14 protein-coding genes and 1 pseudogene are annotated in these 18,827 nt (G+C 41.0%); 7 read left to right on the top strand and 8 right to left on the bottom strand.

The annotated features are described in order from the left end of the window. Positions 1-111: 111 nt before the first annotated feature. From H6G18_RS20425 to H6G18_RS20415, 3 genes and pseudogenes are all read left to right on the top strand, one after another. Complete coding sequence (locus H6G18_RS20425; protein ID WP_190408932.1) at positions 112-630, top strand: DUF456 domain-containing protein; 519 nt, start codon at positions 112-114, stop codon at positions 628-630. Positions 631-641: 11 nt separating this feature from the next. Then, positions 642-1,499: a DUF4351 domain-containing protein gene (locus tag H6G18_RS20420; protein WP_190408931.1), complete on the top strand. Its 858-nt coding sequence runs from the start codon at positions 642-644 to the stop codon at positions 1,497-1,499. Between the two features lie 74 nt (positions 1,500-1,573). After that, a pseudogene (locus tag H6G18_RS20415) lies at positions 1,574-1,702 on the top strand (DUF456 domain-containing protein); the annotation flags it as partial. 160 nt (positions 1,703-1,862) lie between these two features. Here the strand turns inward: H6G18_RS20415 and H6G18_RS20410 are convergent. The 8 genes from H6G18_RS20410 to crtD all read right to left on the bottom strand — a co-directional run bounded on the left by H6G18_RS20410 (position 1,863) and on the right by crtD (position 10,648). After that, a complete protein-coding gene (locus H6G18_RS20410) occupies positions 1,863-2,552 on the bottom strand; it encodes a PEP-CTERM sorting domain-containing protein (RefSeq protein WP_190408930.1) in 690 nt (229 codons plus the stop codon). 329 nt (positions 2,553-2,881) lie between these two features. After that, entirely contained in the window at positions 2,882-3,577 is a 696-nt protein-coding gene (locus tag H6G18_RS20405; RefSeq protein WP_190408929.1) for a PEP-CTERM sorting domain-containing protein, read from the bottom strand. Between the two features lie 972 nt (positions 3,578-4,549). Then, positions 4,550-6,322, bottom strand: a complete 1,773-nt coding sequence (locus tag H6G18_RS20400) for a C2 family cysteine protease (RefSeq protein ID WP_190408928.1) — start codon at positions 6,320-6,322, stop codon at positions 4,550-4,552. Positions 6,323-6,862: 540 nt separating this feature from the next. Then, positions 6,863-7,525, bottom strand: coding sequence for a phycobilisome degradation protein NblB (gene nblB / locus H6G18_RS20395; RefSeq protein ID WP_190408927.1), 663 nt, complete (start codon positions 7,523-7,525; stop codon positions 6,863-6,865). Between the two features lie 76 nt (positions 7,526-7,601). After that, positions 7,602-8,060, bottom strand: coding sequence for a CBS domain-containing protein (locus H6G18_RS20390; RefSeq protein ID WP_190408926.1), 459 nt, complete (start codon positions 8,058-8,060; stop codon positions 7,602-7,604). 101 nt (positions 8,061-8,161) lie between these two features. Beyond that, positions 8,162-8,605, bottom strand: a complete 444-nt coding sequence (gene mutT, locus H6G18_RS20385) for an 8-oxo-dGTP diphosphatase MutT (RefSeq protein ID WP_190408925.1) — start codon at positions 8,603-8,605, stop codon at positions 8,162-8,164. Between the two features lie 76 nt (positions 8,606-8,681). Beyond that, on the bottom strand, positions 8,682-9,041 hold the full coding sequence (locus tag H6G18_RS20380) for a Dethiobiotin synthetase (RefSeq protein WP_190408924.1): 360 nt from the start codon (positions 9,039-9,041) through the stop codon (positions 8,682-8,684). Positions 9,042-9,133: 92 nt separating this feature from the next. After that, positions 9,134-10,648 (bottom strand): C-3',4' desaturase CrtD, encoded by a 1,515-nt coding sequence (crtD, locus tag H6G18_RS20375; protein WP_190408923.1) that lies wholly within the window; start codon positions 10,646-10,648, stop codon positions 9,134-9,136. A 229-nt stretch (positions 10,649-10,877) separates the two neighbouring features. Between crtD and H6G18_RS20370 the strand changes: the two genes are divergently transcribed. The 4 genes from H6G18_RS20370 (at position 10,878) to carB (ending at position 18,290) form a co-directional block, all read left to right on the top strand. Beyond that, positions 10,878-12,161 carry a M16 family metallopeptidase gene (locus tag H6G18_RS20370; protein ID WP_190408922.1) on the top strand — a complete coding sequence of 428 codons (1,284 nt, stop codon included), beginning with the start codon at positions 10,878-10,880 and terminating at the stop codon, positions 12,159-12,161. Positions 12,162-12,252: 91 nt separating this feature from the next. Beyond that, positions 12,253-13,116, top strand: coding sequence for a fructosamine kinase family protein (locus H6G18_RS20365; RefSeq protein WP_190408921.1), 864 nt, complete (start codon positions 12,253-12,255; stop codon positions 13,114-13,116). A gap of 642 nt (positions 13,117-13,758) precedes the next feature. Beyond that, positions 13,759-14,313, top strand: coding sequence for a DNA starvation/stress protection protein DpsA (locus H6G18_RS20360; protein ID WP_190408920.1), 555 nt, complete (start codon positions 13,759-13,761; stop codon positions 14,311-14,313). A gap of 707 nt (positions 14,314-15,020) precedes the next feature. Further along, positions 15,021-18,290: a carbamoyl-phosphate synthase large subunit gene (gene carB / locus H6G18_RS20355; protein WP_190408919.1), complete on the top strand. Its 3,270-nt coding sequence runs from the start codon at positions 15,021-15,023 to the stop codon at positions 18,288-18,290. The last annotated feature ends 537 nt before the right edge of the window (positions 18,291-18,827 follow it).

The raw sequence follows: 18,827 nt of genomic DNA, 5'->3' as shown, positions 1-18,827 counted from the left end.
ATAGCGTTCCAAAGTTTATGCTAGTCATGGGGGAAGTTTGATTTGAGAAGCTGGTAACTTTCATCTTCTTACTTCTCCCGCCTTTTTTCTTAATTCACATTAGGCGTAATTATGCAAATTCTTTATTGGTTACTAGTTGCGTTAATGATTGTAGGTGTTATTGGTTCTGTAGTTCCCGCCATCCCCGGAACCAGTTTAATTTTAATTGCCGTGATCATTTGGGGAATTGTTAGTAGTTCCTTCGCAGCCATTAAAATTCCCCTCATTGTGACAGTGATTGTTTTGATTTTGAGTATTGGAGTTGATTTCTTGGCTGGGTACTTGGGAGCAAAACAAGCAGGTGCTAGCAAGTGGGGACAAATTGGCGCATTTGTTGGTTTGGTGTTGGGATTTTTGGGATTATTGCCAGCTTTGCCTTTCGGTGGGCCATTGTTAGGAATTTTATTTGGGCCGTTGTTGGGAGCGATTATTGGTGAGTATATTTACCAACGTAAATTTTGGTTAGCAGTTAAGGCCGGTATGGGAATTATTGTCGGTACTTTGGTAGGAAATTTGATTCAAGGAATTTTAGCGATCGCTACTGTTGCAGTATTCTTATTTACAACCTGGCCACAAGTATTTGGTAATTAAAATTATCATCAATGTCATTTGATAATCTCTGCAAGCTGTTATCGGAAAAATATCCCGTCACCTTTGCTAGTTGGGTTTTAGGAACGCCACAAACAACAGTCAAAGTCCTCAAAACGGAATTGAGTATTGAACCCATACGTGCTGATTACGTCACATTCCTACAACTACAAGGACGTATCCTCCATCTGGAATTTCAAACTAAACTCGAATCCACACCACCATTACCTCTACGAATGCTGGATTATTGGGTGAGGTTGTATCGGTTATACCGTCTACCAGTCACCCAAGTTGTTGTCTTATTACTTCCTCCCACACCAGAAACATTCATTGAAACTGCTTTTACAGTAGAAACTACACGTCATGAGTATCGGGTAATTCGGATGTGGGAGGAAAACCCAGAATTATTTCTCAATGATTCAGCTTTGTTACCATTAGCACCACTAACAGCAACAACTCAGCCGCAAATATTACTACAACAAGTTGTCCAGCAAGTTAATCAAGTTGAAGAAACAAAACGACCGGAAATATCTGCTTATACTCAAATATTGGCGGGGTTAAAATATAAAAAGGACTTGATTAGACAACTATTTCGGGAGGGTATGATGCGCGAATCAGTTATTTATCAAGAAATTCTGGCTGAGGGCGAACAAATAGGTGAACGACGTGGTGAACAAATAGGTGAACAACGAGAGCGATCGCTAGTTCTCCGACTACTAACACGACGGGTGGGAGAATTACCTCAGGATGCGAGCGATCGCATTGCAACTCTCTCTCTAGAACAATTAGAAAATCTGGGCGAAGCACTGTTAGATTTTACTAGTCTGGCTGATTTACTCTTGTGGTTAGACGGGCATTTAGGGAAGGTATGATGCGCGAGTCTATCATGTAGATTTGTAATAGATGCGATTAGGTGAGTATATTTATAAATAAATGTAAATTTTAACTAGCAGTGAAGATTAGTATCAGTATTGTTTTTGATACTTTGGTAGGAAATTTGATTCAAGGAATTTTAGCGATCGCTACTGTTGCAGTATTCTTATTTACAACCTGGCCACAAGTATTTGGTTCATAAAAATTGCAGAAACGAGGAAACACTAAAAATAAATAATCCAAATCTGCTGTGTTGGAAATCAGGCGATCGCTAGTATTTTTAAACTCTGCTGATGAGTAGTATTTCTGTGTAACCAGGAATTTTATTGGCTAGTTACAATATAGGACATATTATTAATATTCTACTTTTCGCTTTTTCTTCGCAAAACTACTTTTTGTGAAAAAGCTAAAGCTCCCAATCCTAAAATTGCAAGTGCGCCTGTAGATGTAGGTTCAGGTATTGGGGTACAACAAATACCAGTCAGGGTCAAAAAGAAGCTACCTCTTTCTAGATCAGGGTTGTTGATTTCATTTGCAGTAAGAATTCCTGATCTGATGAATGAGCCAGACGCATTGAAAACGTTACCTGCCATATCAAATGAATATCCTACATTGTTACCACCAAGAGCCGCAGAGTTAAATGTTCTTAGAGCAGCAAAAGGATTTTCAACAACGAAACTTGAACCATCATTAAAAGTAATAAATTGTGAGTCAGAAGCTTTAGCTGTATAGGTTGTGAGTGTTCCAATACCAGGAATTGTGCCTAATACGGTTGGCGAATCTACATTGATTTTAGAGATGGAACTAATTGACAGACCATTAAATATACCACTTGCCGAATTAGTAGTAAAAGGAGCAGTAAATGAAATTACATCTGTTAGAGGTGAGGCAACAGTGAGATTGCTGATCAGAGCAGTACCACTGCTGTTAAATATACCTATTACTGCTGCTGGGGCAGATGGGATGTTTGATGATACAGCTAAGGCAAAGCCTAAAACCAAAGTGCTGGTAGCTAATTCTAAGCCTCGGCCTATGTTCTGGAAATCTTTCATTTTATTTACCATTTAAATCTGAGGACGATTCTGATACTGTCGATACTAGTAAATATCAGGAATACTAAATGTAATATAAAATGTAACGTCCTCAGAAAATGTATAAAAAGTTTACCGAAGCTTGAATATCAGATTGGCTTTGCTTGTACTTCTTAGTAGAGCAATCTAAAACTACCAGAAATGAATAAACCCCTATGATTATGAAAAATCTTAGGGGTTTTATAATTTTAAGCAACTTTCTCACACTGTCAGTGTGTCTTGCAAAAGTGAATAATGGGTACCATAATCACTGAAAGTTAAAAGACTATGGTTTCAATAAACAGCTTCTATTAAGCGTTTACTTTTGCTTTCTTCTTTTTAGCCAAGTTGTTGGTGAAGAACGCGCCCAATCCTAAAGCAGCCAATCCAACTGTGGTTGTAGGTTCGGGTACTCTTTCTGCTTCGATAGCGGTCAATGATAAGGAGAAGCTACCTCTTTCGGGATCAGGATTATTGATTTCATTGGCAGTTAAAAGTCCTGATGTTACGAATTCACCAGCCCCATTAAACAATTGACCCACCAAATCAAATGAGTAACCCACGTTAGTACCACCGGGAGCTGCGGGGTTAAATGTTCTCAAAGCAGCGAAAGGTTCAGTAGCTACGAAGCTGTAACCACCGGTGAAATTAATCAGTGGAGTGCCAACACCATTAGCTACATAGCTGGTGAGGCTTCCTATGCCAGGAACGTTGGCTATGAAAGTTGGAGTGTCTACGTTAATGGTATTGATGCTGACAATACCCAGACCAGCAAATATACCACTATTTGTTGGGTCAAGAGAGAAAGGTCCGGTAAATGAAATTGTATCTGTAACGGGTGAAGCCTCAGTGAGATTGCCAATCAGAGCTGTACCAGTACCGTTGAAGGTACCAATTACTGCTGCTTGAGCAGATGAAATGTTAGATGATACAGCTAAGGCAGAACCTAAAGCCAAAGTGCTGGTAGCTAAAGCTATTCCGCGACCTACGTTATTGAAAGTTTTCATTTTGTTCACCATGTAAGTATTTTGTGGATGTCTTATGCAAAGGACGATTTCAAACTGAGTAGTACATACTCTGTTGATGAATCGCAGGCACTTGTAGACATCAAAATTTTATGTACATACCGTACAACACCTAATTAGATGACAAGAGCCAGTACTAGGTTGATGTCTATAGATTTATTAATGTAATCTACCTCCTCAGTATCATTACACAAAAACCCCATGTTGTTATTAAGTTTTCTATGAAGAACCTACTAAGTTTGCGTGAATTCCTGTGGTATAGTTTTTTCCACAGAAAAAATATTAATTATAGTTATCTATCCTACTCTTTAGACCCATACATTCAATTGATATTCAAACAGAAGTGCTGCTCTGATGGAGAATCCATAGAAAGCAGTCAATGTTGTATATAGAAGTTTTATTAAGTGTTATAAACTATATCTTTAGTATAATTTTTCTTCCTAGATTAGAGTATTTCTTATCACCTTTGGAGGATGCTTGAAAAATTGATGGAAGGTATAATTTTTAATCCTATAGCGTAACAATGTGAAGCAAATAATCAATATCGGTGGTACGTGTGAGGTGCTTTACTGCTTTATAATATGTTAAAATAGGCATAAATTATACTAAGCACAATCCTCTAAAACTTACATTTATTAAAGCATAATCAAGCTTTTACATATAAATTATAGGTAGCATTTTTACTTTATTTTATTACACTTAAAATCCCACCTCGTTCACTGGGGGGAGCTAAGAAATATAGTCAAATGTTTAGTGGATAAGTTTATGAACTGAAATTGATACAGATATATCGTTTATAGCAATCCTAGATCATTCATGAAATACAATATCCCCGACTTGCCAAAGAAGTCGGGGATATAAAGTTTTCAATTCTCAAAATCAGGTAGAACTGCTATGACGTTATTCTAGAAGATAAAAAGGTCTAGCACTCTAACAAAGTTATTACTAGTGAATTTAGGCTGAATAAGCAAAACTAACTCCATAGTTGAAAGTCTGACTAAACTCAGTATAGGATAAGTCTATGAATCCATCGTTAACGCCACTCATTGTCTTACCATCTACCCCCCAAGGATTACGTACTACCACTCGTTGTTCCCCACTAGTACTGGTATAGGCATTTGTCACTGAATAAGCATGGCTACTAACAATATATTTGGTGTCAGCACCGACTCTTGCTGCGGTTATGGATTGACCACTTGCCAAAGAACTATCGAGCATCGAAAAAATATTCATGTTGGTAGGAAGCATAGTAAAGGTCTGCTGTCCTGTGATAAATCTCATCGGACGGGAGAGAGAGTCCCCATTCCCAATGCGGTTATATCCGGGTGTGTTCTCTTTCCATTCGAGCCATTGAGCATAAGCTTTTTCCACTAAAGCTACCCAAAGAATACCATTGTTTCTTTTAGCAGCTACACTGGTAGCGATGCGACGGTCAACTGTCACATATTCTGCTTCACCATTTGAGTAAAAGCGCATGGTGTAGGTGTTATCGCCGTTGTCGGTAATCATGCTATTAATTACAGAACTAGAAGCATTACCTACATCGTTAGACTGACGACCAAAGGTAGCACCCAAAGCAGCTAAGAATGCACAATCACCTAATACACCTTGGTCAATATCCCCGATTCGCGCTTCGTTCGCACTACCAAATAGATTACCTGTGACTACTGTGTAGGTGAGATTCTTACCATTAAAGACTGGTGTTGGTGCTATTGTGCCTAAGAACCAGCGACCGACTAAACTAGACTCAAAATTACTAGCACTCATGTCTACAGACGCACCATTAGCAACCTGTGTCGAGAGCCATTTCACAGGCTCGTCCATGCTAAAAGGAGTGCTTGCAGCGACTAAAGCTCTGAGGTCTTTTACCTCGTTAGCGTTGATGACTGAATTATCTTGAGCATTTCTGAAGATGTCCAGCATATCTTGACGATTTAAATTACCGTCAGATGCTAAGGTTCTCGCCAGTGTAATGATTTCTTGGTCGAGTAGATTTTGACTAAACCAATCTTGCGCCGCAAGTGTATTTGTTAGTGTAAATGTGCGTTTTACTGTGTTGCTCCCAGCACCAGTTTTATCGTAAGCTTTGCCCTCAAGAGTATATTTACCAGCCTCTAGATTCAAATCGGTAAGGGATAAGCTGTAACCGAAATAGGCTTTATTTGGATTGCTAATATCGGCGGTAAATGTAATAGCATCAGCTACATCTAAGTACTTTCCATCTGGTTTGATGATGCGGAAATCTACCCTGGAAAGATCGCTCACACTATTTCCATCCGACACCCAGCCACTGTTGATGGAGATAGTATCTGTTGTGTTTAGGTCAGTGTTATTAAGTTGAAAATTGAGTGCGCTGGGAGCGAAGTTTTGAAATACTTTCAGGTCGTAGTTAGTGTCACCACTTTTTGCGTAGACCCGGATGAAATAATTTCCCGCATCTAAAGCCTTGTTAATTGATTCGCTGAGAGTTCCACTTTTAGAAGAACTAGCTATAACATCACCATAGTCAATCAAACCATTGCTGTTTTTATCTCTAATTAGCTGTAAATCTGCGTTGGCACTCAAACCATCAACTGCGATATTGATACTACTGCGAGCAGTTAGATTAAAACTATAAACATCATTGAAATCTGATGAACCTACCCAGTCTGAAAAAGTCTGAATATTAGAAGTTATGTTTAAACTTCTAGCTGTATTTAATGTGTTACCTGCTTTATCTAGCGACATAAATATCCCTTGGTGAAATGGTCAAGATAATTGGGTAAATCACACCCATGAAATTTAAAAAAATCCAGTTCTTAACAAAAAGAAAATGTGAAATTTGTTTAATATTGCTCTTTATTATTGATAATTAGCCAGGGTGAAATCACGCAATATATAAATTGCGGTAAAACCACGTAATTTAGGAATAAATATGCAATAAAGTTATAAATAATCTTTTTAATTAAACAAGTATTACTGAGACAAATGAATATTTTGTGATACATATATAAGTAGTTGTTCATCATTAATATGATTGAAAACTCTTATCCAGTAATGGTTGTAGATGACAGTCTCTCATTGGCAACGAAAAAAGACTTGGATAAACTATCCAAGTCTTTTTTAACTTCATATAACAGTCTGCTTTGATTTCTGAAGTGATACTAATTTAAAAAAAGAGGACGACAGAAACCTTGGTAGGATCTTAGTTTCATTGACTATTACAAGTCATTCATGTGTTGCCAAGATTGTTGAAATTGGGATTACTGGCTGAGATAAAGAATAACTCTAAGCTGATTGTAAAGATTGTTTGGCTTCAAGGGCGATCGCTTCAACTTCATCATTCACCAGAGTTGCTAACACAGATTTAGCCTCTGCACCACCTAAACGCGCTAAAGCTTGTGCAACTCGATAACGAATCTGCCAATCGGAACTGCTGGCGTAAGGAACTAGCAGAGGAACCGCTTGCACATCTCCCAACTCACCAAGAGAACTAATAGCAGCAGTTTGGACTAATTCTACATCTGAAGCTAGTGCTTCTTTTAGTAGTTCAAACGATCGCGGGTCTCCCAATTCTCCCAATGCAGCAATAATACTGAATTGCACCAACCATTCAGAAGTGTTGTGATAAAGCTGCTGTAAGTCTTCAAAAGCAGCGTGTAATTTCAAAGCACCCAGACAATCTGCGGCGGCGGCTTGCACATCAGCTTCTGGGTCACTTAATAAACCGCGTAATATCTTTAAGGATAAATCCAAATCCTGAGTACCGAGTGTATCAAACTGACTTACTGCTGAGTACCTAACACGGGAATTACTATCAGTAGCCGCAATTTGAATTAGTTCAAAAGCGATCGCTCTTTCTAATTCCCGAATTTGATTTACAGCACGCAAGCGATCGCCCAAATCTTCAGAATTGAGTGATTCTCTTACAGACTCAGGAGTAATACTCATTTAATTATCCTAATTTACAAAGGGTTTAAAAAGTTTTGTAGTCCAAAGTCAATAGTCCAAGACCATTAACTGTTGACTAACTAGCCGCCATTGCCCGGATAATATCACCACGGGTGAGGATACCAATGACTTGATCCGCATCATCTAATACTGGTAAGCGATGGACATTGCGATCGTGCATTAATTGAGCCGCTTGTTTTACAGACTTTTCCGGGGAAATGGTGACAGGGTTTTTACTCATCACTTCGCCTACAGTTTGTCCCAACGCTTTGTGCAAGTCGCGTTCATAAACAGCAGGATTCTGTAAATAAATGACACTATCTAGAAACATGATGTATGCAGGAGGAGTCACACCAGTTTCTTGCCACATTAAATCTGTCTCTGAGATAATGCCCAACAATTTACCGACATCATCCACAACAGGTAGACCACTAATACGTCGTTCTGCCAGAATTTTGATAGCTTCCTGTAGTGGCGTTTCTGGTTTGACGACAATTGGGTTCTGACTCATCACATCGGCAACGGTTTTAGACATTGGTTTGCTGACATTCTTTTACAAAGTCTCTGGGATTATTGTAGAAAATTCAGGGACTCTACTGAATTTGGTTAATAGATTGTTACGGTACTTGTCAATAGTTATGATTTTTTTCCCTCTGCTCCCCTGCTTCTTCTCTCCACTCCCTTCAATGCAGCAATGATCTCAGTATTTGCTTCAGGAAATGTAAACTGTTCTAACTCATCCAAATTCACCCAGCGAACTTCATCACACTCTAAAGGCTGAGGAATGCCTTTAAGCAAACGACAATGATGCACCGTCAAAGTAACACGCAAATGAGTATAAGTGTGATCAATAGTTATGAGAAGTTCTCCCACTTCAATATATATACCCAGTTCTTCATAAATCTCTCGTTGAATACACTCTTCCACCGTTTCCCCTGGTTCAATTTTTCCCCCAGGAAATTCCCACAAACCCCCCATCACTCCCTCTGGACGACGACGGTCTATTAATATTTGCTGTTGGTCATTCCAAATTACAGCAACACCGATAATTTTGTGTGGTGGAGTAGTGATTGTGTTCATCTTGTTTGCAATAGTCCCTGCGGATATCATGAGAGAAAATTGCCACCGTGTCTAGATTTTCTAGAGAATGCCTATTCTAAAAACTTCCAGGTGGTAGGGTTTGCCAAACACCAGAAAAAATACTTTCGGTGGCTAAAGCTATTCGCAGCAAATCTTCTTTGAGTAGTGGCGGCCAATCTACGCCGGCTCTACGTCCTGCTACAAATAGCTGTTGAGCTTTAATCGTTAACTGATAAAGGGCAAAAACTAGTTCCCTGTCTAGACTGGGGGAATCTTTTAGTGCCTCAAACACTACTTTCAACGCTAATAAAATTGAGGTAATCTGACCAGGTACTGGTGGTTTTCCATGTTTCATTCGCATCAACAAGGCATCTGGGTTTTCCTCACTTGCTATTGTCTGGCCTACCAGGAGTTTGTGAGCTGTCTCGTAATTCATCTATCCAGCCTAGTGTAGATGTTTACACAATTAGATACTTAGTTATGCGCTATCTAGAGTGTAAGTTTAGGATAAATATATCCTTATCTGTGTTAAGATTCAGCCTGAATTTGTCTCACTACAGTTAGTGCTGAGTAGCTTACCCCGGCTGTTCCTTCTCCTGGATGGGTGGAGTCACCAACTAACCACAAATGGTGAATGGGTGTACGGTTAGCAAAACCAAAGGGGCCAAATGTGGGGATTCTTTGACCAATTCCACCTACTATACCGCGATCGCGTCCGGTGTAATGAGCAAAACTGCGTGGTGTGGCTGCTTCTTGATAAACAATTGTCTCTGGTTTGAGATAAAAATATTGAGCTAATTTGGCGATCGCTTCTTGTGTATACTTCTGTTTTAATCCTGGGTAATCTTGGGTACTCCACCACTGTTCGGGGTCTACAAAGGATGAGGCGATGATTGTGGCTTTCCCCTCTGGTGCGCGTCCATCGCCTGCATGACTGACAGAAACAAACAAAGAGTTATTCTCACCAATCACACCATCAGCATCATACAAAAACTGTAAATGGGGAGGACATTCGCTGGGAATCGCACTCTCATCTACACCTAAATAGACGACAAACGCCCCTGATGCTTGGGGTAATTTTTCCACACGCTGTTTGTAACCAGATGGGGCTTTTTCTCCCAATAACTGCACTAAGTTCTGCACAGTGACGTTAGCAACTATATGATCAGCCGCTTGTGTCCAAACTTCGCCGGTTTTCTGATTCCTAATGACGACAGCAGAAGCTTTGCCATTCTCTACTTTGATCTGTTCGACAGTATGGCGCATCAATAATTTACCACCGTCTCGTTCTAAAGCTGAAACTAGGCGATCGCTCAATACCTGCATACTACCTTGGAGGTGAAATAATCCTTGGGGTAATTGGGACACACTCAACGCAGTTGCAGCATAAAGTAAGGCTGTTTCCTCGGCGTTGACTTGCGAATACAACTTGAGTTGCAAATCTAAAAATGTCCTCAGTCGCCGGTCATTTCCCAACCCGCACAACCTTAAAGCATCACCCACCGTAAATAATGTGAAGGGTACAGTAACTAAGGTACTAGGTCTAACTGCTTGGGTTAACTGCCACAAGTCCCATAAATTACGCGGTGGTAAAACTGGGTCACGTCCTTGAAATTCCCAACTAGCATCAAACAGAGTCGCCATTAATTGCCAAAATGGTTCACTCCCCGGAAATTGCTTTTGGCGTTCCTCTCGCCATTTCTCCTGATCACGCCAGACATTAATCGGTGTATTTTCTCCAGGTAAATACACTGCACAAGCAGGGTCACAAGGCGTTGCGTCGGGTAAATCTATTTCCAGTTCCGAAAATATCCGGTGATGAATTCCCCCCGGTTCTAACCCTGCAACCTGAGTTGCACCCACGTCAAAAGTGAATCCTTGACGTTTAAACGTCGAAGCACAACCCCCAGGAACGATCGCTTGGTCTAGAATTAACACGCTGTAACCACGATGGGCTAATAATGCGCCAGCCGTCAACCCACCAATTCCCCCGCCAATAACGACTACACTGGGTTTACTTTGATCAACAAAAATATTAGACATTAAGATTAGCTTTACAAAAATTAATATTACTACTCATAATTTTACAAGTTAATTGCTGTGATATTGGGGCGATCGCCGAAGAAGAAGCCTAAAATTATGGCTGTGTCCAAGTGATATCTGAATAATGGGTAAAAACTGCCAATTAACACAACAGTAAATAGACCTTATGCTTGATTCGAGCAACATTAAGATAGAGAAGTAAGAGATTAAGTTCACTCCCCACTAAACAATGACCTCAACCCTGCGGAAACTTCCCCGGCTTAATTCCCCAAAGCTACATACACTCTCCAATGGCTTGACTATCATAGTGGAGCAAATGCCAGTGGAAGCTGTTAATCTTAGCTTGTGGCTAAATGTTGGTTCATCTGTAGAATCTGATGCAATTAACGGTATGGCTCATTTTCTCGAACACATGATTTTTAAAGGAACAGAGAGATTAGCCAGTGGTGAGTTTGAACGTCATATAGAAGAGCGTGGCGCTGTGACTAACGCCGCTACCAGTCAAGACTATACACATTACTATATAAATACTGCTCCTCAAGATTTTGCTAAGTTAGCGCCACTACAAATAGATGTAGTTTTAAATGCCAGTATTCCTGATGAAGCTTTTGAACGTGAGCGTTTAGTAGTTCTAGAAGAAATCAAACGTTCTGGAGATAATCCCCGTCGGCGCACCTTCCGGCGAGCGATGGAAACAGCATTTGCCGAGTTACCCTATCGCCGTCCGGTATTGGGGCCAGAATCGGTAATTTCCCAACTCACAGCCCAACAGATGCGAGATTTTCACGCCACTTGGTATCAACCCCAGTCAATTACGGCTGTAGCTGTAGGGAATTTGCCAGAAGAAGAATTAATTGAAACTATTGTTGAAGGATTTACACAAGTTATTCAGCGTCAAAACTCAACAGTCAATAGTCAACAGTCAACTATTATTCCCGAACCTGCATTTACAGAAATTGTGCGGCGGGAATTTGTGGATGAAAGTCTCCAGCAAGCAAGGCTGGTAATGGTTTGGCGAGTTCCCGGATTGAACCAGCTAGAACAGACTTACGGCTTGGATGTTTTAGCGGGTATTTTGGGACATGGAAGGACATCAAGGTTAGTCCAAGACTTACGGGAAGAACGGGGGCTGGTAACTTCAATTTCTGTCAGCAACATGAGTAATCGCCTACAAGGGACGTTTTATATTTCCGCTAAGTGTGCGGTGGAAGACTTACCAGCAGTAGAAGAAGCGATCGCTCAACATATCCGTAAATTACAAACAGAGTTGGTAACAGAAAAAGAAATCGCCCGTGTACGCAAGCGTGTAGCCAACAGATTTATTTTCGGTAACGAAACACCAAGCGATCGCGCCGGCTTATATGGTTTCTATCAATCCTTAGTAGGGGATTTAGAACCAGCATTTAACTACCCAGCCCACATTCAAACCCAAGAAGCACCAGATTTACTCTTAGCTGCTCACCAGTATCTCTGTCCAGAAGCCTATGGCGTAGTCGTACTGAAACCGTCTTAAATGAGTAATGAGTGATGAGTAATGAGTTGTTATTCCTAATTCACATTAGGCGTAAATTACCAATACCAAATCTCAAATTCAAAATTACAAGATGTGGACTGAAATAGATACCCAAATTAGCCGGGTGACTGGCGAAAAATTTCAGACTCAACAGAGGCGATCAGTTAGTGGTGGCTGTATTAACCAAGGCTATGCTGTCTCTGATGGTACGCTGACATACTTCGTCAAACTCAACCAAGCATCTCAAGTAGCCATGTTTGAGGCGGAAGCCTTGGGATTAAAGCAAATGTTGGCGACAAATAGCATCCGTGTCCCCAAACCAATTTGTTGGGGAACGGCTGATAATTCTGGCTACATTGTCCTAGAATGGCTAGAAATGGGAAGCGGTAACACAACTTCCTGGGAACAGATGGGACGCAAATTGGCGAAGATGCACAAAGCCACCAACCAGCAAGGTTACGGCTGGGACATCAATAACACCATTGGTTCCACACCCCAAATCAATACATGGAAAGCAGATTGGACAGAATTTTATGCTCAACATCGCCTTGGTTATCAATTTCAGTTAGCCAGGCGACGGGGTGGTAGTTTTCCTAAACAAGATGAGTTATTAGCAGCGCTTCCAGAACTTTTAGCAGAACACGAAGTCCAACCCTCCTTAGTACACGGCGATTTATGGGGTGGAAATGCTGGGTGTACAGTATCGGGAGAACCAGTCATATTTGATCCAGCAACTTATTTTGGCGATAGAGAAGTTGATATCGCCATGACAGAACTTTTTGGTGGTTTCCCAGCAGCTTTTTACAAGGGTTATAACCAAGAGTTTCCTCTAGATGCAGGCTATGAAGGAAGAAAAACAATCTATAACCTCTATCACATTCTCAATCACTTCAATTTATTTGGCGGTGGTTACACCTCCCAAGCCAACCGGATGATTGAGCAAATCTTACGATAACCTCATTAGCACTATTAGCAATAAAAAGTAACGCTTAACGCACAACTAAGTAAGTCGGTGCAATAAAACCAAACTATGTGAAGAAAAGTAAATAAAGCTCAAACTCTTTCTCCCCCTGCTCCCTGCCCCCTGCCCCCTGCCTTATTCCAACAATAATTATTTACGCCGACCTACTTATCATAAGGTGCGTTACGGCTATATATCGTTTGCTCACACCTCCAAATCTTTACACAGCTGTAATGCACCCTACTGGACTATTGACAGGAAAAAGTTTTTGATAATCTTTCCTGAGTATCTCACTTTCGGAGTGTAGAGTGGGATGTCTGAGAAATGACAATTTTTCTGTTTTATTTGGATGTAATTTCCAGCCACTCTATGATTAATCAGACCTCTTTTGCCGACTAGCAAGGCACAGAGGAGATGAAATAGCTTCATAATGTTTAGAACTTATTTCAATAAGAGTAATCACTAAACATTAAAAAATGAGTATAAATTCATCGGACTAAAAGCTAAAGATTGGCATTTTGGTAACAAAAAATTCAGAAATTTGTGGTATTGATTAGACCTGTTTTAATTTTTCAGATGTTAATATGTAGGAACTAAGCAGTTAGCAAACATAACTGCCCAAAAGCGAGGAGAACAATGGCTGATACACAAACTTTGTTACAAAATTTTGGTCAGGTTTACGACAATCCAGTACTACTGGATCACAGTGTAACTGCTCCAGTTACAGAAGGACTAAATGTTCTTCTAGCTAGTTTTCAAGCACTTTATTTACAGTACCAAAAACATCATTTTGTAGTTGAAGGTGCAGAATTTTACTCACTGCATGAATTTTTCAATGAAAGCTACAATGAAGTTCAAGACCACGTTCATGAAATTGGCGAGCGCTTGAATGGATTGGGTGGTGTACCGGCTGCTTCTTTCAGCAAGTTAGCAGAACTAACCTGTTTTGAACAAGAATCTGATGGCGTATATTCTTCCCGTAAAATGGTAGAAAATGACCTAGTAGCAGAACAGGCTATTATCAATGTTATTCGTCGCCAAGCGGCTCAGGCTGAAAGCTTGGGAGATCGCGGTACACGCTATCTCTATGAAAAAATTCTGTTGAAAACTGAAGAAAGAGCTTACCATCTACACCACTTCCTAGCTAAAGATAGCTTAACCTTGGGATTTGTTCAGCCTGCTCAGAACTAACTTCTAATTAATCTAGATGTAGCTGAGTCTACTGTAGATAAAGAGTATTCTTAAAAGGATTGAATCTTAAAAGAATATAAAAAATGGCAGAGCCTACTAATGCTTATCTGCCATTTTTTATTGTTTTTTGAAATATGTGTATTATGGATTTGATTGGTATTGTCAACTAGTAAATAGAAATATTGCAATCCTATTTGATTTCTGAATGTTGAGAGACTCAGACCCCCGACTTCTTTAAGAAGTCGGGGGTCTTTTAGTTTACAAATGATTTAGGACTGCTATATTTTTACAAATTATTTCTATCAAAAAATAGAAATACTTAATTGACTACAACACATATAAAATTTATGTCTCTGCCAAAGGTGTAGTATTCGCAACTCCTCAGGGATGAATAAATAACTCAGTACAACGAAAGCAAAAATACACAGGCACTTTCCAGTCAGTAACCAGCGCACTATATAGAGATATGATTATTTTGACTTTCGCCTGATTGTATAAGTAGGCCATCGAATTTGACTTGAGGGATAAGCAAGTTCGTAGTAAGGACTTTAGTCCTTACTACGAACCATCAAAACTAACTTGATGGACTACTAGCTGGCAGCTGCTGTGTTATCAAACCTAGAAAACTTGATAATAAATAACATGAATGGGGAGAAAGACCCTTAAAATAATCAGGATTTGTATTCTCGTACTCCAACCCAACGACTATGCCCCGCCGTCAAGACATCCAGAAGATACTACTATTGGGATCTGGCCCAATTGTGATTGGACAAGCCTGTGAGTTTGATTACTCAGGGACTCAAGCCTGTAAAGCACTGCGAGAAGAAGGTTATGAGGTAGTGCTGGTTAACTCCAATCCGGCGACAATCATGACCGATCCGGAAACAGCCGATCGCACTTACATTGAACCACTAACACCGGAACTAGTAGAGAAAGTCATCGCTAGAGAACGTCCAGACGCTTTACTACCCACAATGGGTGGACAAACCGCGTTGAATATCGCTGTCGCCTTAGCCAAAAACGGCGTACTGGATCAGTATAACGTGGAATTAATTGGCGCTAAGTTACCAGCAATTGAGAAAGCCGAAGACCGAAAACTGTTCAACGAAGCGATGGCGAAAATTGGGGTGAATGTTTGTCCCAGTGGTACAGCCTCATCTTTGGAAGAATCCAAAGCGATCGCCCGGCGCATTGGCACTTATCCTTTAATTATTCGCCCAGCTTTTACTATGGGTGGTACGGGTGGCGGTATTGCTTACAACCAAGAAGAATTTGAAGAAATGGCGCAAGTCGGGATAGATGCAAGTCCCGTTTCCCAAATTCTCATCGATCAGTCCCTCCTCGGCTGGAAAGAATATGAGTTGGAAGTCATGCGCGATTTAGCAGATAACGTTGTGATTATCTGTTCCATCGAAAATATCGACCCGATGGGTATCCATACTGGGGATTCGATTACCGTCGCCCCCGCCCAAACTCTTACCGATAAGGAATACCAACGCCTGCGGGATATGGCGATGAAAATTATCCGCGAGATTGGTGTAGAAACTGGTGGTTCTAATATCCAGTTTGCCGTTAATCCCGTAAATGGGGATGTGGTTGTCATTGAAATGAACCCCCGCGTTTCCCGCAGTTCGGCTTTGTCCTCCAAAGCTACCGGGTTCCCCATCGCCAAGATGGCGGCTAAGTTGGCTGTAGGCTACACCTTGGATGAAATTAGAAACGACATCACCAAGAAAACTCCCGCATCCTTTGAACCGACAATTGATTACGTAGTTACAAAAGTTCCCCGGTTTGCTTTTGAGAAGTTCCCCGGTTCCGAACCAGTGCTGACTACCCAAATGAAATCTGTCGGGGAAGCAATGGCTATAGGACGGACTTTTAACGAATCCTTCCAAAAGGCGCTGCGTTCTCTAGAAACTGGTCGTGCTGGTTGGGGTTGCGACAAAGCGGAAAAATTACCTAGTGGTGAACAAATTCGCGCCCAACTGCGGACACCGAACCCAGACCGAATTTTTGCAGTACGCCATGCTTTACAGTTAGGGATGAGTCCTGAGGAAATCTACGAACTCACAGCTATTGACCCCTGGTTCTTGGACAAAATGCAGCAATTGTTAGAGGTGGAAAAGTTCCTCAAGCGCACACCTCTAAAACAGTTGACGCAAGAACAGATGTATGCAATCAAGCGCGATGGATATAGCGATCGCCAAATTGCCTTTGCTACCAAAACCACTGAAGATGAAGTCCGCGCCTACCGTAAAGAATTAGGAGTTATCCCAGTTTATAAAACCGTCGATACCTGCGCGGCGGAGTTTGAAGCCTTTACACCCTATTACTACTCCACCTACGAAGTAGAAACCGAAGTTATCCCCACCACCAAACCCAAGGTGATGATTTTGGGCGGTGGCCCCAACCGTATCGGCCAGGGAATCGAGTTTGACTATTGTTGTTGTCACGCTGCTTATGCGCTCAAAGCATCCGGGTACGAAACAATTATGGTCAACTCCAACCCAGAGACGGTATCCACCGATTATGATACAAGCGATCGCCTCTACTTTGAACCATTAACAAAGGAAGATGTCCTCAACATCATCGAAGCTGAGAACCCAGTAGGAATAATTGTCCAGTTTGGCGGACAAACACCGTTAAAGTTAGCGTTACCTTTACAGGAATATTTGCAACGGCTAGAGGATGATTCTTCCTCCATCCCCACAAAAATTTGGGGAACATCACCTGATTCTATCGATACCGCCGAAGACCGCGAACGGTTTGAGAAAATCCTCAAACAGTTGAATATTTCCCAACCACCAAACGGAATAGCTCGGAGTTACGAAGATGCACTGATTGTTGCGAGACGGATTGGCTACCCTGTGGTGGTGCGTCCGAGTTATGTATTAGGGGGTAGGGCGATGGAAATTGTCTACTCTGATACAGAATTAGAACGCTACATGACCTTTGCGGTGCAAGTAGAACCAGAACACCCAATTTTAATTGACAAGTTCCTAGAAAACGCCATTGAAGTCGATGTAGATGCGATCGCCGACCATACAGGACGAGTGGTAATTGGTGGCATCATGGAACACATCGAACAAGCGGGTATTCACTCAGGAGATTCTGCTTGCTCTCTACCGTCAATTTCCCTACCGCCAGCCGTTCTCAACCAAATCCGTACTTGGACAGTACAACTAGCACAAGCACTATCTGTAATTGGGTTAATGAATATTCAGTTCGCCGTTGTCGGTGCTAGCTCTTATTCACCCCAAGTTTACATTTTGGAAGCCAACCCCCGCGCCTCTCGTACAGTACCATTTGTATCTAAAGCAACGGGTATACCCTTAGCAAAATTGGCATCCCTAATTATGTCGGGTAAAACTCTTGAAGAGTTAAACTTTACCCAAGAAGTTATTCCCAATCACATTGCAGTCAAAGAGGCTGTATTGCCCTTTAATAAATTCCCTGGAACTGATACAATATTAGGCCCAGAGATGCGTTCTACAGGCGAAGTGATGGGAATCGACAGTGACTTTGGTCGTGCCTTTGCTAAAGCAGAATTAGGTGCTGGAGAACGTCTACCGCTAACGGGAACGGTGTTTGTGTCGATGAGCGATCGCGATAAAGCCGCCGCCGTCCCGGTAGTTAGAGAATTTATCGACTTAGGCTTTAAAGTGATGGCTACCTTTGGTACACGTAGCGTCCTCTTAGAACATGGCTTGAATGTCGAATTAGTCCTAAAACTTCATGAAGGCCGTCCTCACGTCATTGATGCCATCAAAAACCAAAAAATCCAACTGATTATTAACACTCCTTCAGGTGAAGAAGCTCAAACTGATGCGCGATTAATCCGCCGGACAGGTTTAGCCTATAAAATCCCCATTATCACTACAATCGCTGGGGCTAAAGCAACCGTCGCCGCCATCCGTTCCATGCAAAATACTACTTTGGACGTAAAAACTATCCAGGAGTATTGCCCAAATCTTTAGGGTAAGGGACAGGGAGCGGGGAGCAGAGAGCAAGGGAGAGGAATTAGTTTTAACTCAGAACTCTCCTCTCAGAACTCCCTACTCCCTGAAATCTGCATTAAGCGGTATTTACAAGGAAAATTAAGTAATTATTATAGAAAAATAATTATTGTTTTCATTGCGATATTTTAACAAATATGAGGCAAAAGTCATTCTCTGCGGAAAAGCTAATCAAATATACTTCTAGAAAGCTATATCAATAGCAAAGGGTTTTTTTACCGTACCTCGGAAAAGTCTCGTATCAAGAATAAAAGTACTCTGAAGCAGTTGCGGAAAATCTTCTAGAGAGTTTTTGAATCGCAATCACTATTGCTATAAGTTCCTCATAACCTAGTCTTAATCTAAAAGACTTACCAAATAATGGATGAGTTAAGTTGTCAATTTTCCTCATCATTATGTAACAAAAGCTACTTTTGTACGACAAACAGAAATTTCTAGCCTCTAGATTAACCATTTTCTCTCATAAATGTTACAATTGTTAATACAAGGTTCAATGAA

The sequence above is a fragment of the Anabaena subtropica FACHB-260 genome (assembly GCF_014697105.1).
GTDB classification, from domain to species: domain Bacteria; phylum Cyanobacteriota; class Cyanobacteriia; order Cyanobacteriales; family Nostocaceae; genus Trichormus; species Trichormus subtropicus.
This window is presented reverse-complemented; position numbering and strand designations above follow the sequence as displayed.